Origin of the sequence: Dactylosporangium siamense, assembly GCF_016862795.1 — a bacterium.
In the GTDB taxonomy this organism is placed as follows: domain Bacteria; phylum Actinomycetota; class Actinomycetes; order Mycobacteriales; family Micromonosporaceae; genus Dactylosporangium; species Dactylosporangium siamense.
On sequence record NZ_BONQ01000047.1, the window covers coordinates 47,228 to 67,118 of the forward strand.

Annotated in this window: 20 protein-coding genes; 5 read left to right on the top strand and 15 right to left on the bottom strand. The window is 71.7% G+C overall.

All coding sequences use genetic code 11. From position 1 onward, the window contains the following. Positions 1-6: 6 nt before the first annotated feature. The 13 genes from Dsi01nite_RS14840 to Dsi01nite_RS14900 all read right to left on the bottom strand — a co-directional run bounded on the left by Dsi01nite_RS14840 (position 7) and on the right by Dsi01nite_RS14900 (position 12,134). Positions 7-699, bottom strand: coding sequence for an ABC transporter ATP-binding protein (locus Dsi01nite_RS14840; protein ID WP_239135898.1), 693 nt, complete (start codon positions 697-699; stop codon positions 7-9). After that, positions 696-1,598 (bottom strand): ABC transporter ATP-binding protein, encoded by a 903-nt coding sequence (locus Dsi01nite_RS14845; protein WP_203846713.1) that lies wholly within the window; start codon positions 1,596-1,598, stop codon positions 696-698. Before Dsi01nite_RS14845 ends, Dsi01nite_RS14840 begins: the two co-directional genes overlap by 4 nt. Next, positions 1,595-2,473, bottom strand: a complete 879-nt coding sequence (locus Dsi01nite_RS14850; RefSeq protein WP_203846714.1) for an ABC transporter permease — start codon at positions 2,471-2,473, stop codon at positions 1,595-1,597. Before Dsi01nite_RS14850 ends, Dsi01nite_RS14845 begins: the two co-directional genes overlap by 4 nt. Then, the gene (locus tag Dsi01nite_RS14855) at positions 2,466-3,437 is read right to left on the bottom strand and encodes an ABC transporter permease (RefSeq protein ID WP_239135899.1); all 972 of its coding nucleotides are present in this window, start codon (positions 3,435-3,437) and stop codon (positions 2,466-2,468) included. Before Dsi01nite_RS14855 ends, Dsi01nite_RS14850 begins: the two co-directional genes overlap by 8 nt. Next, positions 3,434-5,014, bottom strand: a complete 1,581-nt coding sequence (locus tag Dsi01nite_RS14860; protein WP_203846715.1) for an ABC transporter substrate-binding protein — start codon at positions 5,012-5,014, stop codon at positions 3,434-3,436. Before Dsi01nite_RS14860 ends, Dsi01nite_RS14855 begins: the two co-directional genes overlap by 4 nt. Positions 5,015-5,316: 302 nt before the next feature. Beyond that, entirely contained in the window at positions 5,317-5,919 is a 603-nt protein-coding gene (locus Dsi01nite_RS14865; protein WP_203846716.1) for a superoxide dismutase, read from the bottom strand. A 112-nt stretch (positions 5,920-6,031) separates the two neighbouring features. Next, positions 6,032-6,883, bottom strand: a complete 852-nt coding sequence (locus Dsi01nite_RS14870; RefSeq protein ID WP_203846717.1) for a DJ-1/PfpI family protein — start codon at positions 6,881-6,883, stop codon at positions 6,032-6,034. Further along, positions 6,880-7,677, bottom strand: coding sequence for an ABC transporter ATP-binding protein (locus Dsi01nite_RS14875; RefSeq protein ID WP_203846718.1), 798 nt, complete (start codon positions 7,675-7,677; stop codon positions 6,880-6,882). Before Dsi01nite_RS14875 ends, Dsi01nite_RS14870 begins: the two co-directional genes overlap by 4 nt. After that, entirely contained in the window at positions 7,674-8,756 is a 1,083-nt protein-coding gene (locus Dsi01nite_RS14880; protein WP_203846719.1) for a FecCD family ABC transporter permease, read from the bottom strand. The genes Dsi01nite_RS14875 and Dsi01nite_RS14880 overlap by 4 nt, the downstream gene beginning before the upstream one ends. After that, complete coding sequence (locus Dsi01nite_RS14885) at positions 8,734-9,765, bottom strand: ABC transporter substrate-binding protein (RefSeq protein ID WP_203846720.1); 1,032 nt, start codon at positions 9,763-9,765, stop codon at positions 8,734-8,736. The genes Dsi01nite_RS14880 and Dsi01nite_RS14885 overlap by 23 nt, the downstream gene beginning before the upstream one ends. A 146-nt stretch (positions 9,766-9,911) precedes the next feature. Next, positions 9,912-10,313, bottom strand: a complete 402-nt coding sequence (locus Dsi01nite_RS14890; RefSeq protein WP_203846721.1) for a hypothetical protein — start codon at positions 10,311-10,313, stop codon at positions 9,912-9,914. A 46-nt stretch (positions 10,314-10,359) separates the two neighbouring features. Beyond that, positions 10,360-11,580, bottom strand: coding sequence for a Dyp-type peroxidase (locus Dsi01nite_RS14895; RefSeq protein WP_203846722.1), 1,221 nt, complete (start codon positions 11,578-11,580; stop codon positions 10,360-10,362). Positions 11,581-11,582: 2 nt separating this feature from the next. Continuing rightward, complete coding sequence (locus tag Dsi01nite_RS14900) at positions 11,583-12,134, bottom strand: copper chaperone PCu(A)C (protein ID WP_203846723.1); 552 nt, start codon at positions 12,132-12,134, stop codon at positions 11,583-11,585. Positions 12,135-12,270: 136 nt separating this feature from the next. Between Dsi01nite_RS14900 and Dsi01nite_RS14905 the strand changes: the two genes are divergently transcribed. Both Dsi01nite_RS14905 and Dsi01nite_RS14910 read left to right on the top strand, forming a co-directional pair. After that, the gene (locus Dsi01nite_RS14905; RefSeq protein ID WP_203846724.1) at positions 12,271-12,858 is read left to right on the top strand and encodes a copper resistance CopC family protein; all 588 of its coding nucleotides are present in this window, start codon (positions 12,271-12,273) and stop codon (positions 12,856-12,858) included. A 149-nt stretch (positions 12,859-13,007) separates the two neighbouring features. Beyond that, complete coding sequence (locus Dsi01nite_RS14910) at positions 13,008-13,406, top strand: cupredoxin domain-containing protein (RefSeq protein ID WP_203846725.1); 399 nt, start codon at positions 13,008-13,010, stop codon at positions 13,404-13,406. A gap of 7 nt (positions 13,407-13,413) precedes the next feature. Here the strand turns inward: Dsi01nite_RS14910 and Dsi01nite_RS14915 are convergent, their stop codons facing one another. Next, complete coding sequence (locus Dsi01nite_RS14915) at positions 13,414-13,962, bottom strand: sigma-70 family RNA polymerase sigma factor (RefSeq protein ID WP_203846726.1); 549 nt, start codon at positions 13,960-13,962, stop codon at positions 13,414-13,416. A 68-nt stretch (positions 13,963-14,030) separates the two neighbouring features. Here Dsi01nite_RS14915 and Dsi01nite_RS14920 point away from each other — a divergent pair, with 68 nt between their 5' ends. Further along, a complete protein-coding gene (locus Dsi01nite_RS14920; protein ID WP_203846727.1) occupies positions 14,031-14,777 on the top strand; it encodes a zf-HC2 domain-containing protein in 747 nt (248 codons plus the stop codon). Positions 14,778-15,358: 581 nt separating this feature from the next. Here Dsi01nite_RS14920 and Dsi01nite_RS14925 read toward each other — a convergent pair. Then, positions 15,359-16,081 (bottom strand): YcnI family protein, encoded by a 723-nt coding sequence (locus Dsi01nite_RS14925; RefSeq protein WP_203846728.1) that lies wholly within the window; start codon positions 16,079-16,081, stop codon positions 15,359-15,361. 89 nt (positions 16,082-16,170) lie between these two features. On the opposite strand from Dsi01nite_RS14925, the gene Dsi01nite_RS14930 reads away from it, so the two are divergent. Together Dsi01nite_RS14930 and Dsi01nite_RS14935 are read left to right on the top strand one after the other, a co-directional pair. Then, positions 16,171-18,162 (top strand): bifunctional copper resistance protein CopD/cytochrome c oxidase assembly protein, encoded by a 1,992-nt coding sequence (locus Dsi01nite_RS14930; protein WP_203846729.1) that lies wholly within the window; start codon positions 16,171-16,173, stop codon positions 18,160-18,162. A gap of 133 nt (positions 18,163-18,295) precedes the next feature. Next, on the top strand, positions 18,296-19,789 hold the full coding sequence (locus tag Dsi01nite_RS14935; protein ID WP_203846730.1) for a PepSY-associated TM helix domain-containing protein: 1,494 nt from the start codon (positions 18,296-18,298) through the stop codon (positions 19,787-19,789). Positions 19,790-19,891 lie beyond the last annotated feature (102 nt).

The following is a 19,891-nucleotide window of genomic DNA, read 5'->3' on the forward strand; positions in this document are numbered from 1 at the left end:
GAGCGCTCAGTGATGGTCCGCGTGTTCGACCGCCGTGGCAGGGGCCGCCTGGTCGGGAGGCCAGTCGATGACGCGGTGGGCCCAGCGGTGCATGAGTGCTGGGTCGTGGGTGATGAGCAGGACGCCGGTGCCGTGGCGGTGCTGGTGGTCGGTGATGACGGCGGCGACGTGGGCCTGGGTGGAGGCGTCGAGCATGGTGGTGGCTTCGTCGCAGAGCAGGTAGTCGGGCCGGTGTGCGAGGGCGCGGGCGAGGCACGCGCGCTGGAGTTGCCCGTCGCTGACCGCGTGCGGTTGCCGGCGCAGCAGGTCGGTGGTGAGGCCGGCGGTGTAGGCGAGTTCGACGACCCGGTCCTGGATCCGTTCCGCCTTCGTGGCTCGGAGGGGTTCGGCGATGATGTCGGCGAGGCTGAGGCGGGGGTCGGCGGCGCTGCGCGGGCTTTGGAAGAGCACGCCGATGCGGGTCCGGACGGCAGCCGCAACGCGGTAGCGGGCGCCGGTGACGGGGTTGCCGTCGATGCTGACGTGGCCGTCGTCGGGGCGGTGCAGCAGAGCGAGGACCCGCACGAGGGTTGACTTGCCGCAGCCGGAGGGTCCGCGCAGCCCGACGGTTTCGCCCGGTCCGATGTGGATGCTGGCACGGTCGAGGACCGTTTGCCGCCCGTACGCGACGGTGACCTCGTGCGCGGCGAGGCCGTTCACGGTGCACCTACGACGCTGAGCGGGTGGTGGCAGGCCGCGCCGTCGCTGATGGCCGGTTGCGCGGCGCAGTCAGGGGAGGCGTGCGGGCAGCGAGGCGCGAACGCGCAGCCGGCGGGCAGGTCGGTGAGCATCGGCGGGTGTCCCGGGATGGGTTGGAAGGCTCGGTCGGGCAGGGAGTCGAGGAGCGCGGCGGCGTACGGGTGGTGTGGTGCGGTGAAGAACTCGTCGGCGGGGCGGTGTTCGACGATGCGGCTGGCGTACATGACGGCGACGGTGTCGGCGACGCGTTGGGCGGCGGTGAGGTCGTGGGTGATGAGCATGACGGCGGTGCCGGCGGCGCAGCGGCGGCGGAGCAGGTCGAGGGTGTGGTCGACGAGGGGCCGGTCGAGTCCGGCGGTGGGTTCGTCGGCGAGCAGGACGGCCGGGTCGGGGGCGATGGCGAGTGCGGTGGCGAGGCGTTGGGCCATGCCGCCGGACAGCTGGAACGGGTAGCGGTCCAGGTCGGCCGGGTCGAGTCCGGCCTCGGCGGCGACGGTGTCGGCGTCGGTGGTGGCGCGGCCGTGGACGCGCAGCGTTTCGGCGAGCAGGGAGCGGCCGGTGCGGACGGGGGTGAGCGCGGTGGCCGGGCTTTGTGGGATGAGCCCGATGTGGCGCCCGCGTAACTCGCGCACCGGCCGACTGCCTGCTCCGAACTGGACGGTCCCGGTCGTTGCAGCGTTCGCGGGAAGGAGATCGAGGACGGCGTGGGCGAGGACGGATTTGCCGCAGCCGGATTCGCCGACGACGGCGAGGAGTTCGCCGCGGTGCAGGGTGAGTGACAGGTCGGTGACGGCGTGGACGGTGGCGTCGCGGAGCCGGAACCGCACGTTGAGGCCGTCGATGGTGAGGGCAGCGGTCACAGTTGCAGCTCCGCTCGGACGCGGGGGTCGAGGCGGTCGCGCCAGTGGGCGGCGACGGCGGCGATGGCGAGGGTGACCACGACGATGGCGAGGCCGGGGGTGAGGCTGGCCCACCAGGCGCCGGTGAGCAGCGACCGCTGCCCGTCGTTGATCATGTTGCCGAGGGAGGCGAGGTGCGGCGGGAGGCCGAGGCCGAGGAACGACAGGGCGGTCTCGTGCCAGACGGCGTGCGGGACCATGAGCGTTGTGGCCAGCGCCATCCGGGGCAGGACGTGCGGCAGCAGGTGCCGGGTCAGCACCCGTACGCGGCTGGCGCCGCCGGAGATGGCGGCGTCGATGAACGGGCGGGTGCGCAGGGAGAGCAGTTCGGCGCGGACGATCCGGGCGGTGGACAGCCAGTGGGTCAGGCCGATGGACAGGATGACGGCGCCGAGGCTGGGCCGGAGCATGGCGACGATGAAGATGCCGAGCAGCAGGTGCGGCAGCGCGGCGACGGTGTCGACGATCCGCATGAGGATCCGGTCGGTCCAGCCGCCGACGGTACCGGCGACGGCGCCGACGGCCCCGCCGATGAGGGTGGCGACGAGCGCGGCGACGGCGCCGATGAGCAGCGACACCCGCAGGCCGTAGAGGGTGCGGTGGGCGACGTCGCGGCCGAGGTCGTCGGTGCCGGCCGGATGTGTCCAGGTGGGTGGCTGGTTGATCCGGTCGAGGGCGACGGCGCTCTGGTCGAGCGGCCACAGCAGCGGCACCAGCAGGCATGCCAGGATCGCGGTGGCGAGCACGACCGCGGCGAGCGCGGCACCTCGGGTGCCGGGCCGCAGCCAGGACAGCGGCCGCAGCCGGCGCTTCCTGGGCATGGTCAGCTCAGCCATCGAGGCGCACCCGGGGGTCGGCGGCGGTGTAGGCGAGGTCGGTGAGCAGGTTCGCGGTCAGGACCACGGCGGTGGTGACGAGGGTGATCGCGGCCAGCAGCGGGAAGTCGCTGCCGAGCGCGGCCTGGACGGTGACCGCGCCGAGCCCGGGCAGCGAGAACACGGTCTCCACGAGCACGGCGCCGCCGACGAGTTCGGGCAGGTGGGTGCCGATGAGTGTGAGGAACGGCAGCAGCGCGGTGCGCAGCGCGTGTCCGAACAGGACGGTCCTGCCGGGTAGGCCACGGCCGCGAGCGGCGAGGACGTGGTCGTCGCGGAGGCTGTCGGCGACCGAGTCGCGGACGAACAGCAGGAACCACGGCGCCTGCGAGACCGCCAGGACGGTGATCGGCAGGATCAGGTGGTGCGCGACGTCGCCGGCGTGAACCCCGTCCGCGGCGATGTCGGTGAGCCCGCCGGCCGGGAACCAGCCCAGCACGAGGGCGAAGACGGTGATCGCGGCGAGGGCGAGCCAGAACACCGGCATCGCCTCCACCGCGTACGCGGCCGCGCGCAGGCCGCGGTCGAGCCAGCCGCCGCGCCGGTACGCCGCGACCGTCCCCAGGAGCAGGCTCGCCACCAGTACCAAGGCCAATGCTGCACCGACGAGCAGCAGGGTCCATCCGGCGCGGGCAGCGATGACGGAGGTGACGGGCTCGTGGCGGGTGATCGACCAGCCGAGGTCGCCCTGGACGAGGTTGGTGATCCACCGCCAGTACTGCACCGGCAGCGGGTCGTCGACGCCCCAGTTCGCCCGCAGCTGGGCAAGGTTCTCATCGGTGGCGGTGAACGCGGCCGCGCCGGCGTACTGCTCGGCCGGGTCGTACGGCGACGCCGCGCCCAGCGCGAACATGCCCATGCTGGTCGCGGCGAGGACCGGGACGGCGACCAGCAGCCGCCGCCCGACGGTCCGGCGGGCACTCACCCCTTGGTCCAGGTGTGCAGGTTCCACCAGAGGCTGTTGGCGACGTCGTGCTCGTGCGCCTCCACCCGCGGCTGCACGCCCTTGACGGTGCTCCGCACGACGTAGGTGTGCTGCAGGTACGTGAGGAACACCCACGGCACGTCGGCGGCGAGCTGCCGCTGGAACCGGCTGTACGCGTCCTTGCGTTTCGCCGGGTCGGCCTGGTCGCGGCCGTCCTGCAGCGCCTTGTCGGTCTCCGCGGACTTGTACAGGCCGAGGTTGAAGTAGCCTTCGCCGGCGAACTTCGAGCCGAACAGCTTGTAGGAGACGAAGTCCGGGTCGTACGGGCTGCCCCAGCCCATGACGAGCGCGTCGGTCTTCATCCGCGGGGTGATCGCGTCCCAGGTGAGTCCCTCCGGGGTGACCTGGATGCCGAGCTTCTTCGCGTCCGCGGTGACGGCGAGGGCGAGCTCCTTGCGGAGGCTGTCGCTGGCTGGGTACATGATCGTGAACGCCGCCTTCTGCCCGCCCTTGACCCGGATCCCGTCGGCGCCCGGCACCCAGCCGACGGCGTCGAGCAGCCCTGTTGCGGTCGCTGTGTCGGCACCCGGTTTGCCGGTCACTGTCGCGTCGGCGAAGGCCGATGTCGGCGGGATCGGGCTGTACGCGGGCTCGCCGGCGCCGCCGAGGACACCGTCGACCATCGCCTTGCGGTCGACGCCGGTGTTGAGCGCCTTGCGCACCGCGAGGTCACCGGTGACCGGATTACCGAAGGGGAGCATCACGCCGCGATAGTCGGCGGTCGGGACCTTGTGCACCGTGAACCCGGTGACGGTGCCGAGCCCTGCGGCGAGCTTTGGCGCCAGCTCGGCGGCGTCGAACTCGCCGGCGCGGGTCCGCTGAGCGCGGATGTTGTCGTCGGCGACGAACGCGACCACGACGCGGCGGTTCGCGGGTTTCCCGGCGAAGTACCGGTCGTTCGCGGTCAGCACGAGCCGGTCCCCCGCCGTCCAGGACTCCACCTGGTACGGGCCGGTGCCGATGGGCTTGCGGTTGAACCCGGACTTGTTGATGTCCTGACCCTGCAATGCCGTTGCCGGCACGATGCCGAGGGTGAGGCGCTGCAGGAACGGCGCGTAGGCGTACCTGAGCCGGAACACCACCGTCGACGCGTCGGGCGCCTCGACCGCGTCGAGCATGTCCAGGTCGGAGCGCAGCGTCGAGTCGACCTTCGGGTCCAGGACCGCCCGGTAGGTGAAGACGACGTCGGCGGACGTGAACGGCGTGCCGTCGTGGAAGACGACCCCGTCGCGGAGCTTCACGGTGACGGTGCGCCCGTCGGCGGACACGTCCGGCAGCGCCGCGGCGAGGGCGGGCGTGAGTTCGTTGCGGCCGTCGCGGGCGACGAGCCCATCGAAGATCAGCGAGGCACCGTCGACCCCGTAGTTCAGCACCGGGTTCAGGGTGTCCGGCTCCCCGGCGGTCGCGACGACGATCGTGCCGCCGTTGCTGTCCTGCGCTTGTGGTGTCGCGGAGCAGGCCGTGACGGCCAGTACGAGCGCCGCCGCGGCGGTGAGCCGGTGGAAGGTGACACGCATCGAGGCTGCTCCAGATGTCGGGCGACCGAATCTGATGCAAGTTATCTGTTGTTGCAAGTTAGGTGCAATAGCTGTTGCAAGCTTATGGCAAATACCGGAGACTGACAGCAGAAGGGTTTGGCCTGGTGCGGTCCGTGGAGTGGTCGCCGATGCCGGGCGGACTCTTCGTCCACGCCGCGGTCGTCAGGGTGCGATCAGGCGAGGCGGCGCCCAGCGCGATGGTCCTCAACCTGGTCTGGGCGCCGCCACCACAGCCGATTGTGCCGCCGCAGGCTTCGCGGCGGCACTCCGGGTCGGTCCGGTCAGCCGGCCGTGGCGGCGGTGAAGCGGGCGGTGACGTCCGACCAGTTCACCAGGTCCCACAGCCGGTCGACGTAGTCCGGCCGGACGTTCTTGTACTGCAGGTAGTAGGCGTGCTCCCAGGCGTCGAAGACGAGCAGCGGTGTGGTGCCCTGCCCGACGTTGCCGTGGTGGTCGTAGACCTGCTCGACCAGCAGCCGCCGGCCGAGCGGCTCCCACGCGAGGACGCCCCAGCCGGAGCCTTGAACGCCCTTGGTCGCGGTGGACAGCTGACCGGCGAACCCTTCGAAGGACCCGAAGTGCTCGTCGATCGCCGTGGCGAGCTCACCGTCGGGCCGGTCGCCGCCCTCGGGCGACAGGTTGTTCCAGAAGATCGAGTGCAGGACGTGCCCGGACAGGTTGAACGCCAGGGTCTTTTCGAGGCCGACCAGGGCGCCGAAGTCACCCTTCTCGCGCAGCTCGGCGAGCTGGTCGAGGGCGTCGTTGGAGCCCTTCACGTACGCGGCGTGGTGCTTGCTGTGGTGCAGCTCCAGGATCTGCCCTGACATCGCGGGCTCCAGGGCGCCGTAGTCGTAGGGCATGTCGGGCAGCGTGTAGACAGCCATGCGCGAACCTCTCAGCAATATGCCATGGAGTGGCTCCTGCCAGTATGTTGCAATAAGCATGGCTGCGGGGCGGGTCTGGGAGTGACCGACGTGACAGCGATCGCCGCTCGGCTCACCCGGCGTCGACGAACCGTTGCGGTGCGGCCGCGAACTGTTCCTGGCACCACGTGCAGCAGAAGTGCCAGGTGCTGCCGTCGTGTTCGAGGGTGAGCGGGTCGTCGGGCGGGACCGGCATCCCGCAGACCGGGCATGCCGGCTGATCCGATGCGTTCGCCGCCTCCGCGGCGAACTCGCTGTTGCTGTCGGGGTGCATCCAGCCGGTGCCCTGGTATTCGAGCTGAGTGGCGGTCCGCCGCGCGACCGTCCGTCCGAAGTACCGCTCGACGATCCGCAGGGCGAGGTCGGTGCCGGAGGTGAGACCGCCGGCGGTGGCGATCCTGCCGTCTTCGACGTAGCGGACCCCGCGGACGACGGTGACCTCGGGGAAGGTCGCGCGAAGTGCCCGGTAGCCGCCGTGGTGGGCGGTCGCGGTCCTGCCGTCGAGGAGGCCGGCCTGTCCGAGGACGAAGGAGCCGTTGCACACGGACATGGTCACCGCGGTGCCGTGATGCACCCGCCGCAGCCAGTCGAGGACCTCCGGGGCGAGCTTCCTGGTGTCCATGGCGGGGACGACCACGATGTCCGGTGCGGGCGCGCTGTGGAGGTCGTGCCCGGGGACGATGACCATGCCGCCGGAGATCCGGACGGGTTCGGTCGTGGCCGCCACCGTGTGCAGCGTGAACGGGTTGCGGCCGTCGTCGAGGTGGACGTACTCGAACACGCCCCACGGTCCGGCGAAGTCGACGAGTTCCGCGTCGGCGGAGATGAGGAACGCGACGGTGATGTCACCGGTCGTGGGAGGGTCGAGCGGTGCGGTGAGACGGGCATCGGGGACCGGCTGGTCGAGCGTCGTGTCGGTGGTCATGATGCGTGCTCCTCAGCAAGCAGGACCGCTGCGGCCGCGGCGAACACCAGGTGCGGCCGGCCGGTCAGCGGATGGGTGGTCACGGCCGCACGCACACCGAAGACATCGGCGAGGTGCTGCGGGGTGAGGACCGCGGCGGGTTCCCCGGCCGCGACGACCCGGCCGTGCTGCAGCAGCACGACCGCGTCGCAGTAGGCGATCGCGTGGTCGAGGTCGTGCAGGGCGGCGATGGTGGTGAGCCCGAGGTCGCGGATCAGGTCGAGCAGCTCCAGTTGCGCGCCGATGTCGAGGTGGTTGGTCGGCTCGTCGAGCAGCAGGACCGGGGCGCCCTGCGCGAGCGCACGGGCGAGCAGGACGCGTTGCCGTTCACCGCCCGACAGCGTGGCGAACCGCCGGGTCTGCGCCCATTCGATGCCGACCCGGGCCAGCGCTTCGTCCACGACGGCCCGGTCGGTGGCGCTTTCCCGTTCGAGGAGCCGCTGGTGCGGGATCCGGCCCATGGCGACGATGTCCCGGACGGTGTAGTCGTTGTCCAGCTCCTGATCCTGCGCCACCACCGCCCGCAACAGTCCGGCCCGGCGCGCCGGGACCTGCCAGACGTCGTGCTCGCCGATGAGCACGGCACCCTGCTGCGGGCGGATGATCCGGTACAGGCAGCGCAGCAGGGTGCTCTTGCCGGACCCGTTCGGGCCGATCAGGCCGGTCACCGAACCAGCGGCGGCGGTCAGCGTGACACCGTCCAGGATCGGCGTGCCGTCGATGCTCACCGAGACGCCAGCCGCACTGACCTTCATCGCACCGCCCCGGACCGGCTGCGCAACAGCCACAGGAAGAACGGCGCACCCAACGCGGCGGTGAAGATACCGATCGGCATCTCGTTGGGCCGGTCCAGCGTGCGGGACAGCAGGTCGACCAGGATCAGGAAGATCGCGCCGACGAGCAGCGACACCGGCACGACCCGCCGGTGGTCAGGGCCGACGAGCAGCCGTACCGCGTGCGGGACCAGCAGACCGACGAAGCCGATCCCCCCGGCGACGCTGACGATCGTGGCGGTCAGCAGCGACGCGGCGGCGAGCAGCCCGAGCCGCAGCCGGTTGACGTCGATCCCCAGCCCCGCGGCGGACGTCTCCCCCATCGTCAGCGCGTTGAGCCGGCGGCCGTCGACCAGCAGCCACAGCATGCAGCACAGCAGGGCGACGGCCGGTGCCGGCAGGTCGGACCATGACGCCCCGGAGACCGAGCCGAGCAGCCAGAACATGATGCCGCGCAGCTCGGTCGGGTTGGCCTGCAGCTGGATGTAGCTGGTCACGGCGGAGCCCAGGTAGCCGACCGCCACACCGGCCAGGATCAGCCGCCCGGGAGCGACCTGACCGGCGCGCTGCGCCAGCCCGACCACCAGCACCACGCTCATCAAGGCGCCGGCGAACGCGGCCCCGGTCACGCCCAGTCCGGCGGTGACCGCGGAGGCGAACGTCAAGGCAAGGACCGCTCCGACCGAGGCGCCCGAGGAGATGCCGAGCAGGTACGGGTCGGCGAGCGGGTTACGGACGAGGGCCTGCAGGCACACCCCGGCGATGCTCAGGCCGGCGCCGCTCACCCCGGCCAGCAGCACCCGGGGTGTGCGGAAGTCCCACACGATCTGGTCGTACAGCAGGCTGCGCTCGGTGTCCCCCGGCGTGAGGTGCGCCCACGTCACCGCGACCACGTCCCCGAGCGGCACCGGCACGGTGCCGACGGCGATCGCGACCGCCGCCGACACCACCGTCGCGGCTGCCAGGAGCACGACCAGTAGCGAGTAGGCGCGATCCGGCACGAGGTGGGCACGGTGCGCGGCCGTGCGCTTCGACCGTTCAGCCGGCAGCGTGGACGGCATCGCTGATCCGCTTGACCGCGACCGCGTTCAGCGGCCCGAGATAGAAACTGTCCGACACCGACGTGTACGTCTTCGTCTTCGAGGCGGGCCACTGCGGGAACTTTGCGAACAGCTGCTCGGCGAACTTCTTCGCGTCGTCGTCCGGCTGGTACAGGCCGATCACCAGGACGTCCGGGTTCGACGTGGCGAGGGCCTCGACGTTGATCCCGGTGAGCTGCTGATCGGTGAGCCCGCCGAACGGGTTCACGCCGCCGGCCCGGTTGATGATGTCGTCGAAGATCCCGCCGCCGAACACCGCCGGTACCCCGTTGGTGGTCATCATCGACATGCTCGGGTAGGCGACCAGCACGCGCTTGCGGGCGCCGGTCGGCGAGGGGAGCGCGGCCAGCGAGGTGCGGGCCTGCTGCACGACCTCGGCCGCCCGGCCCTGCACGTCGAAGATCACCCCGAGCTGGGTCAGCAGGTCGAACGACGACTCAACGGTCCGGTTCGCGTACGTCGTCACGTCCTGCGGCCGGGGCGAGGTCGCGCCGTTGGCGCAGTTGGACGGGGTCACGAAGCTGTTGATGCCGGCCTTGGCCAGCTCGTCCTGACCGATCGAGCCGATCTTGTCGTCGAATCCGCCCGCCCAGGTCGAGATCACCAGGTCCGGAGACTGGGCCAGTATCTGCTCGCGGGGGATCTCGAAGTTCTGGTTGAGCTTCACCCCGCCGGTCGGGACGGCCTTGATCTTTTCGACCATTGCCGGGTCATCGGACACGCCGTAGCTCTGGCTGTTCGCCACGATGCTGCCCTGTACGCCGAGCGCGATCATCGACTCGACCTCCGCGACCGACGCCCCGTTGAGCAGCACCACCCGGCGCGGCGCCTGCGTGAACGTGACCTTCCGGCCGCAGTTGTCGATCGTCAGCGGATACGTGGTCCGCGGCCCGGCGGCCGCGGACCCGCCCGGCGCCCCGGCCGACGCCTCCGGCACCTTCGTCCCGGAGCACGCGCCAAGCGCCAGCATGACGCACACGGCCAGCGCCGCACGGGAAGCAACGAACCTGGAAGTACGGGGTGGCAATGCGTCCTCCTGGTGTCGGTGAGCACCGGGCAAGTCCGCTCGACCGGCAAACAGATAGTCGTCGCATCGCCGTGAATGGTTCCGTGCGCTTACCGGCAGTCCGGGCGCTGCCGCGACACGACGCCGTCGCGGCACTCAACAACGCCGCCCGTACCGTCGTGCAGTTGGACGCCGGTCACCTCGTCGCCGGCGCGCAGGAGACTGAACTGCGGGCATCCGGGCTGCGGCGCCGACCACGCCCCGTCGCCGCCGAGCACGGACGAGAAGCTGCAGTGCTCCTCGTCGGTCCAGCCCCAGGCCAGCAGGACGTACGCGTCGCCGTAGCGGTACCGGCCGATCGAGGCCGTCCGCTCCCCCACCGGCCGGTGCAGGAACTCCGCGGACAGCCGCGGGACCGCGGCGCCGTCAAGGTTCGCTGCCGCGACGGTCCGGTGCAGGGTGTAGGCCGACAGGTCCGGCAGTGCCGGCGACGTCGTCGCAGCCTCGGTCATCGTTCGCTGTTCCTTACTTGTCGATACGATCAACCGCGCGGAGCGGTCATCCGAGCAGGCTCTGGCCGATCCAGCCGCCGGGCTCGCAGCCGGGCGGGACCGCGAAGACGGCGGAGCCGATCGGCGTGATCCACTCGTTCATCAGGTCGGCGTCGTCGAGCTTGCGCTGGATCGGGATGAACTGCTCGCCGATGTCACGCTGGTACGACGCGAAGACGAGCCCGCTGTCCGCGGTGCCGTCCGCGCCGGGCGGCTCGTCGTAGTTGTACGGGCGGCGGAAGATCCGCAGCCGGTCCGAGCCCACCTGTGCCCGCGAGACGTGCGAGAACTCCGAGATGACCGGGAACCCGAGCTCGTTCTTGGCATTGAAGTCGGGCTCGTCCAGCTCTAGGCGGCCGGTGAGCGGCGCGCCGTCGGACAGCCTGCGACCGACCGCGAACTCCTTGCCGACGGTGTCGGCGGCGTCCCACTTTTCCAGCTCGGCATGGATCCGGCGGATCACGACGGTGGTCCCGCCGTGCAGCCACGCGGGGCCGCTGTCGGTCCAGACCGCGCTGGCGAACACGTCGCTGCCGGGTGCCGGGTTGCGGGTGCCGTCGAGCTGTCCGAGGACGTTGCGCTGGGTCACCCCGTCGTCCTGCGTGCCGCGGGCGTTGCGGAATCCGCGCTGCACCCACCGTACGGTGGCGAAGGACCGCGAGTCCTTGACCAGCATCCGCTGGGCGTGGGCGACGGTGACCGGGTCGTCGGCGCAGATCTGCAGCAGCACGTCGCCGCCGCTCCACCCCTGCTGCAGTTTGTCGATGCCGAAGGCGGGCAGCTGCTGCAACGACGATGGCCGCTGCGCGGTGAGCCCGGCGACGTCGAACAGCCGCGGCCCGAACCCGAACGTCACCGTGAGCCGCGCCGGCATCCGCGCCAGCTCCGGCTGCCCGTCGGCGAGCGGCGCGACGCCCTGCGTCAGCCGCGCCGCGTCGTCGGTGAGCACGAGCATCATCCGGCGCAGCGCCGCACGGTCGGCGACGGCGGCCAGGTCGAGGGCCACGAACGAAGCATGCGCCTGCGCCGGCGTCTCGACACCGGCCTGATGCGCCCCGTGGAACGCGATCGTCTGCCCACCCGCCGCTGCCGGCGCCGGGGTGGGTGCGGCATGGTCGCCGCCGGTCCGGACGGCCGCCGCGCCGACGGCGATCGCCCCGCCCACGGACAGGGCACCGCCGGCCAGCAGGGCACGCCTGCTGACCGGCCCCCGCTCACGATCGGTCACCGTCAGCCCATCGACATGCCGCTGGCACTCGGGCTGCCACCCATGCCAGGCATGTACGACTCGTTGCCCGCCGCGAAATCCTTGCCCAGCGCGGTGAACTGGAACGTGCCGCCGTCCTTCGTCGTCAGCGTGAACGTCACCTGGTCGCCGGTCTTCACCTCGGTCTTGACGTCCATGAGCATGAAGTGGTCGCCGCCGGGCTTGAACTCGTGCGACCCGTTGGCGGGGATGACGAACCCGCCGTCCTTCGGCCGCATCGCCATCTTGCCGTCCACAGTGGTCGTCTCGTGCAGCTCCATCATCGGCGACACCGACGACGACGCCGAGACGAGCACGATGTCCTTGCCGGTGGTGTTCATGACCGTGCCGTACGCCGCCGACATCCCGGACTTCGCCGTCTTCACCCACGGGTCCTTCACCACGAGGGCCTGCTGCGGGCTCGCGCTGGTGGCGGCCGGCGCGGCCTCGGCACCGGGCGACTTCTCGGACCCGCAACCGGTCAGGGCCAGCACCAGCACGGTGGCGGCGAGCAGACCGCGTTTGCGCAACGACATCGAATGTCCTTCAGCTCGGAAATCTCGGCGGAAACACTGCATGGAGGTAGTCGGGGTCCGCGCCGGGAAAGTTCCCGACGGATTTCTGTCGACCCCGGTGCGCCGTCCAGCGGTTCAGGAGGGTCAGGATGGACGCATGCGACTGCACGTGACTCTCCGCGCGATCCTCGCCGCCGCCGCTGTGGCACTGCTTGTGCTGCTCGCCCCGCCGCAGCCGGCATGGGCGCACGCCAAGCTCGTCAAGAGCGACCCTGCCAACGGCGCCACGGTGTCGACCCCGCTGACGGGCGTCGCGTTCACCTTCAACGAGATGGTGAAGCAGCAATTCAGCACGGTGGTCGTCACCGGACCCGACGGTGTCTCCTACAGCGACGGCACGCCGAAGTCGGTCGACAAGACCCTCACCCAGCCCATCAAGCCGCTCCCACCCGGCGCGATCAAGGTGGCTTGGCGGACCGTCTCGGTCGACGGCCACCCGATCGAGGGCCAGCTCACCTTCACCAACGCCGCACCGGCCCCCACCACCGCAGCCCCGTCCAGCGAACCCCCGGCCACCAGCGCGGCGCCGGCGACGAGCGCGGCCGCACCGACCGTCGCGGCCGAGCCGGCATCGAGCGACAGCGGTTCCAGCGGTGTGATCTGGATCGTGCTCGGTGTCGTCGTTGTCGCGTCGGTACTGGCCGGCGGCGCCGTCTGGTGGCGTCGCCGCAGCGGGACCGCCTGAGCGAAACGGGCACTGCCGCCGGGGACGCGACGCCGGTACGCTGGCCGCGTCCGTAACCCGGCGCGGCGGCCTGCACGGACAAGCAGCTCAGTGGTGTCGGCGCACCTCGGAGCCGCAGTCCTTTGCCGTGCTCGCGTGAGGAACCCGCCGTGCCCGCTACCGCCGCACCCGCCCGTTCCCGGGACACCGTCACCCGGATCGCCGCCGTCGCCGTCCTCCTCGTCGCCGGTGTCGTCGTCGCCCTGCTGTACCGGGGAGGCGGCACCGACGACGGCGCCGCCGTGCAGGACCGGACGATCACCGCAAGGGTCACCGCCGGCAAGGCCGACCCGCCGGTGCAGCGGGTGGAGGTCGGCAAGGGCAGCGCGATCACCCTCACCGTGACATCCGACGTACCGGACGAACTGCACGTGCACGGCTATGACCGCAAGCTCACCCTGAACCCGGGCCAGGCGGCGACGCTGGAGTTCCGCGCCGACACCACGGGTGTGTTCGAGATCGAGACGCACGGCGCGCACCTGCTGCTGGTCCAGCTCGTCGTGCGCTGAACCGGAGTCAGCTCGCCTGCGCGGCGCGGTGCGCGGCCACCAGGTCGGCCCGCGCCCGGGCCACCCTGGACCGGATGGTGCCGATCGGCACGCCCTCGACCTCGGCGGCCTCCGCGTAGGACAGGCCGAGGACCTGGGTCAGCGTGAACGCGACCCGCTGATCGTGCGGCAGCCGCCGCACGAGGTCGTTCGTCGCGTGGGCGCTGCCGGGGTCGGGCACCGGCGCCGGCCGCAGCTCGAGGTCAACCACCGCGTCCACCCGCCGGCTGCGCACCAGCGCGCGGATGTGGTCGACGCAGGCGCGCCGGGCGATGGTCAGCAGCCAGGTCCGGGCCGCTGACCGAGCGGCGAACTGCGGCAGCGACCGGAACGCACGCAGAAACACGTCCTGCGTGACGTCGTCCGCGTGCTCCGGACCGACGACCGCCCCGGCGAGCCGGCGGATCTCGGGCTGCGTCGCGCGGACGAACGCCGCCGCGGCCGCCCGGTCACCGGCACGCGCGGCAAGCAGGCACGCGGTCAGTTCGTCCGGTTCGTCCGGGCTCGCGGCGCTCATAGCGAGTCACCGTACCCGCAGCCACTTTCCGGTGGAACCATCCGGGGTTCCAGGACGACTATCGGTGTGTGGGATGCGACCAGTACCAGGAAGCACTGTCGGCCCGGCTCGACGGCGAGGACGAACCGGTCCCGGCCGCCGAGACCGACGCGCACCTGCGCCGGTGCAACGCCTGCCAGACGTGGCAGCGCGACGCCCTGGCGGTGACCCGGATGGTCCGGGTCCAGCCGGTCACGGCGACCTCGAAGCTCGACGTCGCGGCGCTGCTGGACCGGTTCCGGCCGGTCCTGCCGAGGGTCCGCAACGTCCTGCGGGTGGCGCTGGGCACGCTCGGCGCCGCGCAGTTCCTGCTCGGCATGGCCCAGGTGGCCCGCAACGCCGCGGCCGACCACGTCCACGCTGCCGCCGCGGCGGGTGCGACGGCCGGGCACCTGTGGCACGAGTCGGCAGCCTGGAACGTCGCGGTCGGCGCCGGGTTCGCGTTCAGCGCCTGGAGCCGCCGCCGGCCGACCGGGGCGCTGCCGATCCTGTCCGCGTTCGTCGCGCTCCTCGCGCTGCTCAGCGTCAACGACATGATCGCCGGTCAGGTGCAGCAGATCCGGCTCGCCAGCCACGGCTTCGTCCTCGCCGGCTACCTGATCGTCCTGGCACTGTGCCACCCGCGCCTCGACCCGGGCACCCCGCCCAGCAGCGGACTGAAGCCGCGCTGGCGCCTCGCCCAGCAGCCGCTCCCGGATCCCGTCGCGCCACCGAAGCTGCGGCTGATCCAGGGCCACGCGACCGCGAGCACGGCGGACCTGTACGAGGCGGCCTGACGTCATGTGCGCAGCGGCGTCGTCATCACCGGCGCCGCGCTGGTCCGGGTCCGCAGCCGGAACGTGAGCGTCCAGGCGAAGCCAGGCGGCAGGACGGTGGCGGCCACCCGCGGTGTGTTCGCCGACGGCCAGCACCGCGAACGTGACGCTCTCCCCCGCCCGCGTGGCCGTCGCCGTCCAGGCCTGCACGGGCTCCGTGGTGCACAGGCGGGCGAAGACGCGGCCCGGCCCCTGCTGCTCCAGACGGACCCGCAGCACGTGGCCGTCGTCCTGCATCGTCACGGCCGCCCGCGTGGGGCAGGCGGCCGCGGCGTGGGTCCGGGACACCGCGAGGACCGCACCCAGCGCGACGACGACCGCCGCGAGCAGCACCAGCACGCGGTGGGAACGCCGGGTGACCGGCGCGCTCCGGGTCCGGAGCGCCATCACGTGGACCGCCGTACCCTCGGCATGTCGGACGGCAGGCCCGCAGCGGTGACCGGCGGGTGTCCGCCGCGGCGAACGGCGGCGCACCCGGCATCGGTCCTCATGCGGCAGCACACCAGGTAGTCGGTGCCGCCCGTGCCGAAGTTCCCGGCAGATCAGGTGGTGCGGCCCGCCCGGCGGTAGGCGAGGATGCCGACGAACAGCGCGGCAGCGCCGAGGAGCAGCCCGATCACACCTAGGGTGATCGCGGTGCCGTCGGTCGCGTCGTCGTCGTTGGCGGTGGCGGCCGCGTCCTGCGCCGCCGTGTTCGCGCCGGCGGTCGCGGTGGCGGCGGCGTCGGTCTTCTTCGTGAGCTTCAGCACCGGGGCGGGGTGCTCGGCCTCCGCGCCCGCGGCGGGCTCGTCGATCCAGCGCACGACCTCACCGTTGGAGTACGTCTGCAGCGCCTTGAACACGATCTGGTCCGCGGTCGGCAGCGGGCCGAGCGAGACGTCGAACTCCTGGAACGTGTGCGGTTTGATCTCCGAACCCGCCGACGCCGTCCACGTGATCTTCGAGATCGCCTCGGTGATCTCACCGTCGTCGGTTTTGATCGGCGTGGCGAGCTTGCTGTTCTCGGTGACGGCGGTCCAGCCCGCGACGGGCTTGAGCGACACCGACGCGATCGGCTTGTCGGTCGGGATCGCGATCTCCAGCTTCGTGGTGCTCGCGTCGTCCTTCTCGTTCGGGACCCGGAAGGTGACCTTCGTGTAGCCGCCCTGGGTCGCGGTGTTCGGGTTGACGGTCACGTGCGCAGACGCCGCAGCGGGGAACGCGAAAACCGCGACGGCGAGCGCGGTCAGGGCAGCACCGGCGCGGGCCAGGTGGGCGAGACGCATGACGGGTGGGTCCTCTCAGCAATGGCGGGAACTTTCGAGGTTCTCGGACCGACTACCTGGTTGATGCTCACGGTAGTGCACCGAAAACTATGACTTATATCGACCTGACCCGAAAGGTCCGCAAGCCCCTGATCCTCGCCAGCAGCGTGATCGCGCTGCTGGCTACCCTCGTCGTCGCGCTGCGGTGGGGCGGTGGGATCACCGGCCGCAGCATCGCCGGGCTGCCCGACGCGGGCGCACTCACCACATGGGGCCTGCCGCTGATCCGCACGGCCGTCGACATCGGCTGCGTCGCGACCGTCGGCTGGTGCGTGACCGCCGCGTTCCTGCTGCCCAGCCTCAAAGCCGGCCCAGACGGCGGCGGCCGGCACGGCGCCGGCCAGCTGCTCGGCCCGGCCGGCTACCGGATGCTGCGCCGCGCCTCCTGGTGGGCCGCCGGGTGGGCCGTCGCCGCCCTGCTCACGCTGCCGCTCACCCTCTCGGACCTGCTCGGCCGGCCGGTGTCGGACCTGACGTTCGACGGTGTCCGCAGCCTCGCGTGGTCGGTGAACCTCGGCCAGTCCGCCCTCACCCAGGCCGTCCTGGCCGCAATCGTGGCCGTCGGAGGACGGCTCGTGCTCACCCGTACCGGCGCCGCAGTGATTGCCATCATCGCCTGCGCCGCAGCGGTCCCGCCCGCGTTGACCGGGCACTCGGCCGGTGCCGGCGATCACCAGCTCGCCGTGACGAGCCTCGCGGTGCACATGCTCGCCGCCGCGCTGTGGGTCGGTGGGCTCGGCGCCCTGCTCACCCTCCGCTCCGACCCTGTCCTGAGCATCGCCGTGCGCGGGTACAGCCGGCTCGCCCTCGGCTGCTGGATAGCGGTCGCGGTGAGCGGCCTCGCCAACGCCGCCGTCCGCCTCGGCGCCCTCGACGAGCTGTGGCGCTCCCGCTACGGCCTGCTGCTCCTCGGCAAGGTCGCCGCGCTGCTGGTCGTCGGGGTGTTCGGTGCGGTGCAGCGCCGCCGCGCCTTCTTCTCCTTCCGCCGGCTCGCGGCGGGTGAGCTGCTCGTCTTCGCCGCCACCGTCGGCCTCGCCGTTGCGCTGTCCCGCACGCCGACGCCCGTGCCGACCGACCCGGTCGACACCGACGCCGTCACCGACCTGCTCGGCTTCACCGCCCCGGCGCCGATCAGCGCCGCCCGGGTTTTCTGGCCGCCGCTGCTGGACGGGTTCTTCATCGCGGTGTCGGTACTGGCAGCCGCCGGCTACCTGGTCGGGGTGTGGCGGCTGCGCCGCGCCGGGCACCACTGGCCGGTGAGCCGCACGGTGAGCTGGCTCGGCGGGGTGGTGCTGCTGGCGTTCTTCACCGTCGGCGGGTTCGCCCGTTACGCCTACGTGCTGTTCAGCGCGCACATGGCCCAGCACCTGGTCCTCGCGATGGTGGTGCCGATCCTGCTCGTCGGCGGCGCCCCGGCCACCCTTGCACTACGCACCCTGCGCCCACCGGCCGACCCGGCGGTCCGCGGCGCCCGCGACTGGCTGCTGCTCGCCCTGCACAGCCGCATCCTCCGCCTGCTCTCACATCCCGTCGTCGCGCTCGCCCTCTACGTCGTGAGCCTGTACGGGCTGTACTTCAGCGACCTGCTCGGCGTGGTCATGCGGTACCACCTCGGGCACCTCGCCATGCTGACCCACTTCGTGCTGACCGGATACCTGTTCTTCTGGGTCCTCATCGGCGTCGACCCCGGCCGCCGACCGGTCCCACCACCCGTCCTGGTCCTGGCACACCTCGCCGGGATGGCGTTCCACGCGTTCCTCGGCGTCGCGCTCATGCAGTCCCGCACGGTCATCGCCGCCGACTGGTACACCGCCGTGCACCCCGCATGGGCTGGCGGTCTCCTCGCCGACCAGCGCGTCGGCGCCGGCCTCGCGTGGGCTTTCGGCGAGATCCCCGCCGTCGCCATCCTCATCCTGCTCGTCGTGCGGTGGATCCGCGCCGACGAACGCGAGCAACGCCGGGCCGACCGCAACGGGGACGAGGAACACGCCCGGTACAACGACTTTCTGCGCCGCGCCGCCGAGGCTGCGGAGCAGCGCTGAAGAATCTTCGAACTGCCGGGAACTCGGCGGCCGTTCCGGACGACTACATGCTCGTGGGCGCGTCAGCCAAGGACGTCTGCGGGTGCCACACGTCCGTTTCGCCCTGAACCGTCGTCCGCCCCGGAGGTTCCCGATGTCCATCGCCACCGACGTATCACCCCCGACCGAGGAGCCCGCCGCACAACCCGGCGCGCGGCCCGGCACCCAGCCGGCCCGGTCGCTCTCGGTGGTGCCGCTGCTGCTGCGGCTGCACTTCTACGCCGGTGTCCTCGTCGCGCCGCTGCTCGTGATCGCCGCGCTCACCGGGCTGCTGTTCGTGTTCACCCCCCAGCTCGACGGTATCGTCTACGACAAGGAACTGCACGTCGCCAAGGTCGGCCCGGGTCTGCCGAAGCCGCTGTCCGAGCAGGTGAACGCCGCAATCGCTGCCCACCCGACCGGCACGTTCTCCTCCGTCATCCCCGCCGGGGCACCCGACGCGACCACCAAGGTCGTGTTCATGGTGCCCGAACTCGGCGAGAAGCAGGAGACGGTGTACGTCGACCCGTACACCGGGGAAATCCGCGGCACCCTGGTCACCTGGTGGGGGTCCACCCCACTGACGACCTGGCTCGACGACTTCCACCGGCATCTGCACCTCGACGACATCGGCGTGCTCTACTCCGAGACCGCCGCCAGCTGGCTGTGGATCGTCGCCCTCGGCGGGCTGATCCTGTGGTGCAACCGGCAGTGGCGCATCCGCGGTGAGAAGCGCCGCAGCCGCGTCGAGGCCACCCTGCTCTATGACACCGCCGCCGCCAAGGGCGTACGCCGCACCCGCGGCATGCACGGCGCCACCGGCGTCTGGCTCATCGTCGGCCTGCTCTTCCTCTCCGCGACCGGCCTCACCTGGTCCGACCACGCCGGCGCCAACTTCGACAAGGCCCTCGCCTCCCTCAAGTCCGAACGACCCGCGCTCGACACCAGCGGCGCGCCCGCCGGCGCCGCACCCGCCACCGGCGGCGGACACCACAGCGAAGGCGGCGCAGCAGCCGCCGGCGACCCCGCCCAGGTCGACAACGTCCTGCACATCGCCCGCACCAACGGCATCACCGGCCCGATCGAGATCAGCGCCCCCGCCGAAGAAGGCGCCGCCTGGTCGGTCGTGCAGAACGACAACGTCTGGCCCGTCCACTTCGACAAGATCGCCGTCGACCCGGTCGCCGGCACCGTCCTGCACCGCGTGAACTACGCCGACTGGCCGTTCCTCGCCAAACTGTCCGCGCTCGGCATCCAGGCCCACATGGGCTACCTGTTCGGCCTGGCCAACCAGCTGCTGCTCGCCGCGCTCGCCATCGGCCTGCTCTGCGTCATCTTCTGGGGCTACCGCATGTGGTGGCAGCGCCGCCCCACCCGCGGCACCCGGCAGGCCCCCGTCGGCGCCCCACCCGCCCGCGGCGCCTGGCGCAAACTCCGCTGGCCGCTGCTCATCATCGGCATCCTCGTCACCGCCGCCCTTGGCTGGGCACTGCCCGCCTTCGGCGTCACCCTCGTCGCGTTCCTCATCATCGACCTCGTCGCCGGCCTGATCCGGCGCCGCCGCCGCAACACCCCGGTCCCCACCTCACCGGCACCCGCCGGCGCGTAACCCCCTGGTTCCCGGCGAGGCCGCAACTTCGCCGTCCTCGCCGGGGACCCAAAGGGACGCGGACCATTGAACGACCGTCGATGCCAGCGCAGCTGTTTCATT

What these genes read in the sequence shown, in the direction of transcription:
- Dsi01nite_RS14925 (WP_203846728.1), bottom strand. Translation starts at nt 16,081, where the DNA reads ATGCGTCTCGCCCACCTGGCCCGCGCCGGTGCTGCCCTGACCGCGCTC.
- Dsi01nite_RS14900 (WP_203846723.1), bottom strand. Translation starts at nt 12,134, where the DNA reads ATGTCGTTGCGCAAACGCGGTCTGCTCGCCGCCACCGTGCTGGTGCTG.
- Dsi01nite_RS14915 (WP_203846726.1), bottom strand. Translation starts at nt 13,962, where the DNA reads ATGAGCGCCGCGAGCCCGGACGAACCGGACGAACTGACCGCGTGCCTG.
- Dsi01nite_RS14865 (WP_203846716.1), bottom strand. Translation starts at nt 5,919, where the DNA reads ATGGCTGTCTACACGCTGCCCGACATGCCCTACGACTACGGCGCCCTG.
- Dsi01nite_RS14880 (WP_203846719.1), bottom strand. Translation starts at nt 8,756, where the DNA reads ATGCCGTCCACGCTGCCGGCTGAACGGTCGAAGCGCACGGCCGCGCAC.
- Dsi01nite_RS14930 (WP_203846729.1), top strand. Translation starts at nt 16,171, where the DNA reads ATGACTTATATCGACCTGACCCGAAAGGTCCGCAAGCCCCTGATCCTC.
- Dsi01nite_RS14850 (WP_203846714.1), bottom strand. Translation starts at nt 2,473, where the DNA reads ATGGCTGAGCTGACCATGCCCAGGAAGCGCCGGCTGCGGCCGCTGTCC.
- Dsi01nite_RS14905 (WP_203846724.1), top strand. Translation starts at nt 12,271, where the DNA reads ATGCGACTGCACGTGACTCTCCGCGCGATCCTCGCCGCCGCCGCTGTG.
- Dsi01nite_RS14885 (WP_203846720.1), bottom strand. Translation starts at nt 9,765, where the DNA reads ATGCTGGCGCTTGGCGCGTGCTCCGGGACGAAGGTGCCGGAGGCGTCG.
- Dsi01nite_RS14875 (WP_203846718.1), bottom strand. Translation starts at nt 7,677, where the DNA reads ATGAAGGTCAGTGCGGCTGGCGTCTCGGTGAGCATCGACGGCACGCCG.
- Dsi01nite_RS14860 (WP_203846715.1), bottom strand. Translation starts at nt 5,014, where the DNA reads ATGCGTGTCACCTTCCACCGGCTCACCGCCGCGGCGGCGCTCGTACTG.
- Dsi01nite_RS14890 (WP_203846721.1), bottom strand. Translation starts at nt 10,313, where the DNA reads ATGACCGAGGCTGCGACGACGTCGCCGGCACTGCCGGACCTGTCGGCC.
- Dsi01nite_RS14870 (WP_203846717.1), bottom strand. Translation starts at nt 6,883, where the DNA reads ATGACCACCGACACGACGCTCGACCAGCCGGTCCCCGATGCCCGTCTC.
- Dsi01nite_RS14935 (WP_203846730.1), top strand. Translation starts at nt 18,296, where the DNA reads ATGTCCATCGCCACCGACGTATCACCCCCGACCGAGGAGCCCGCCGCA.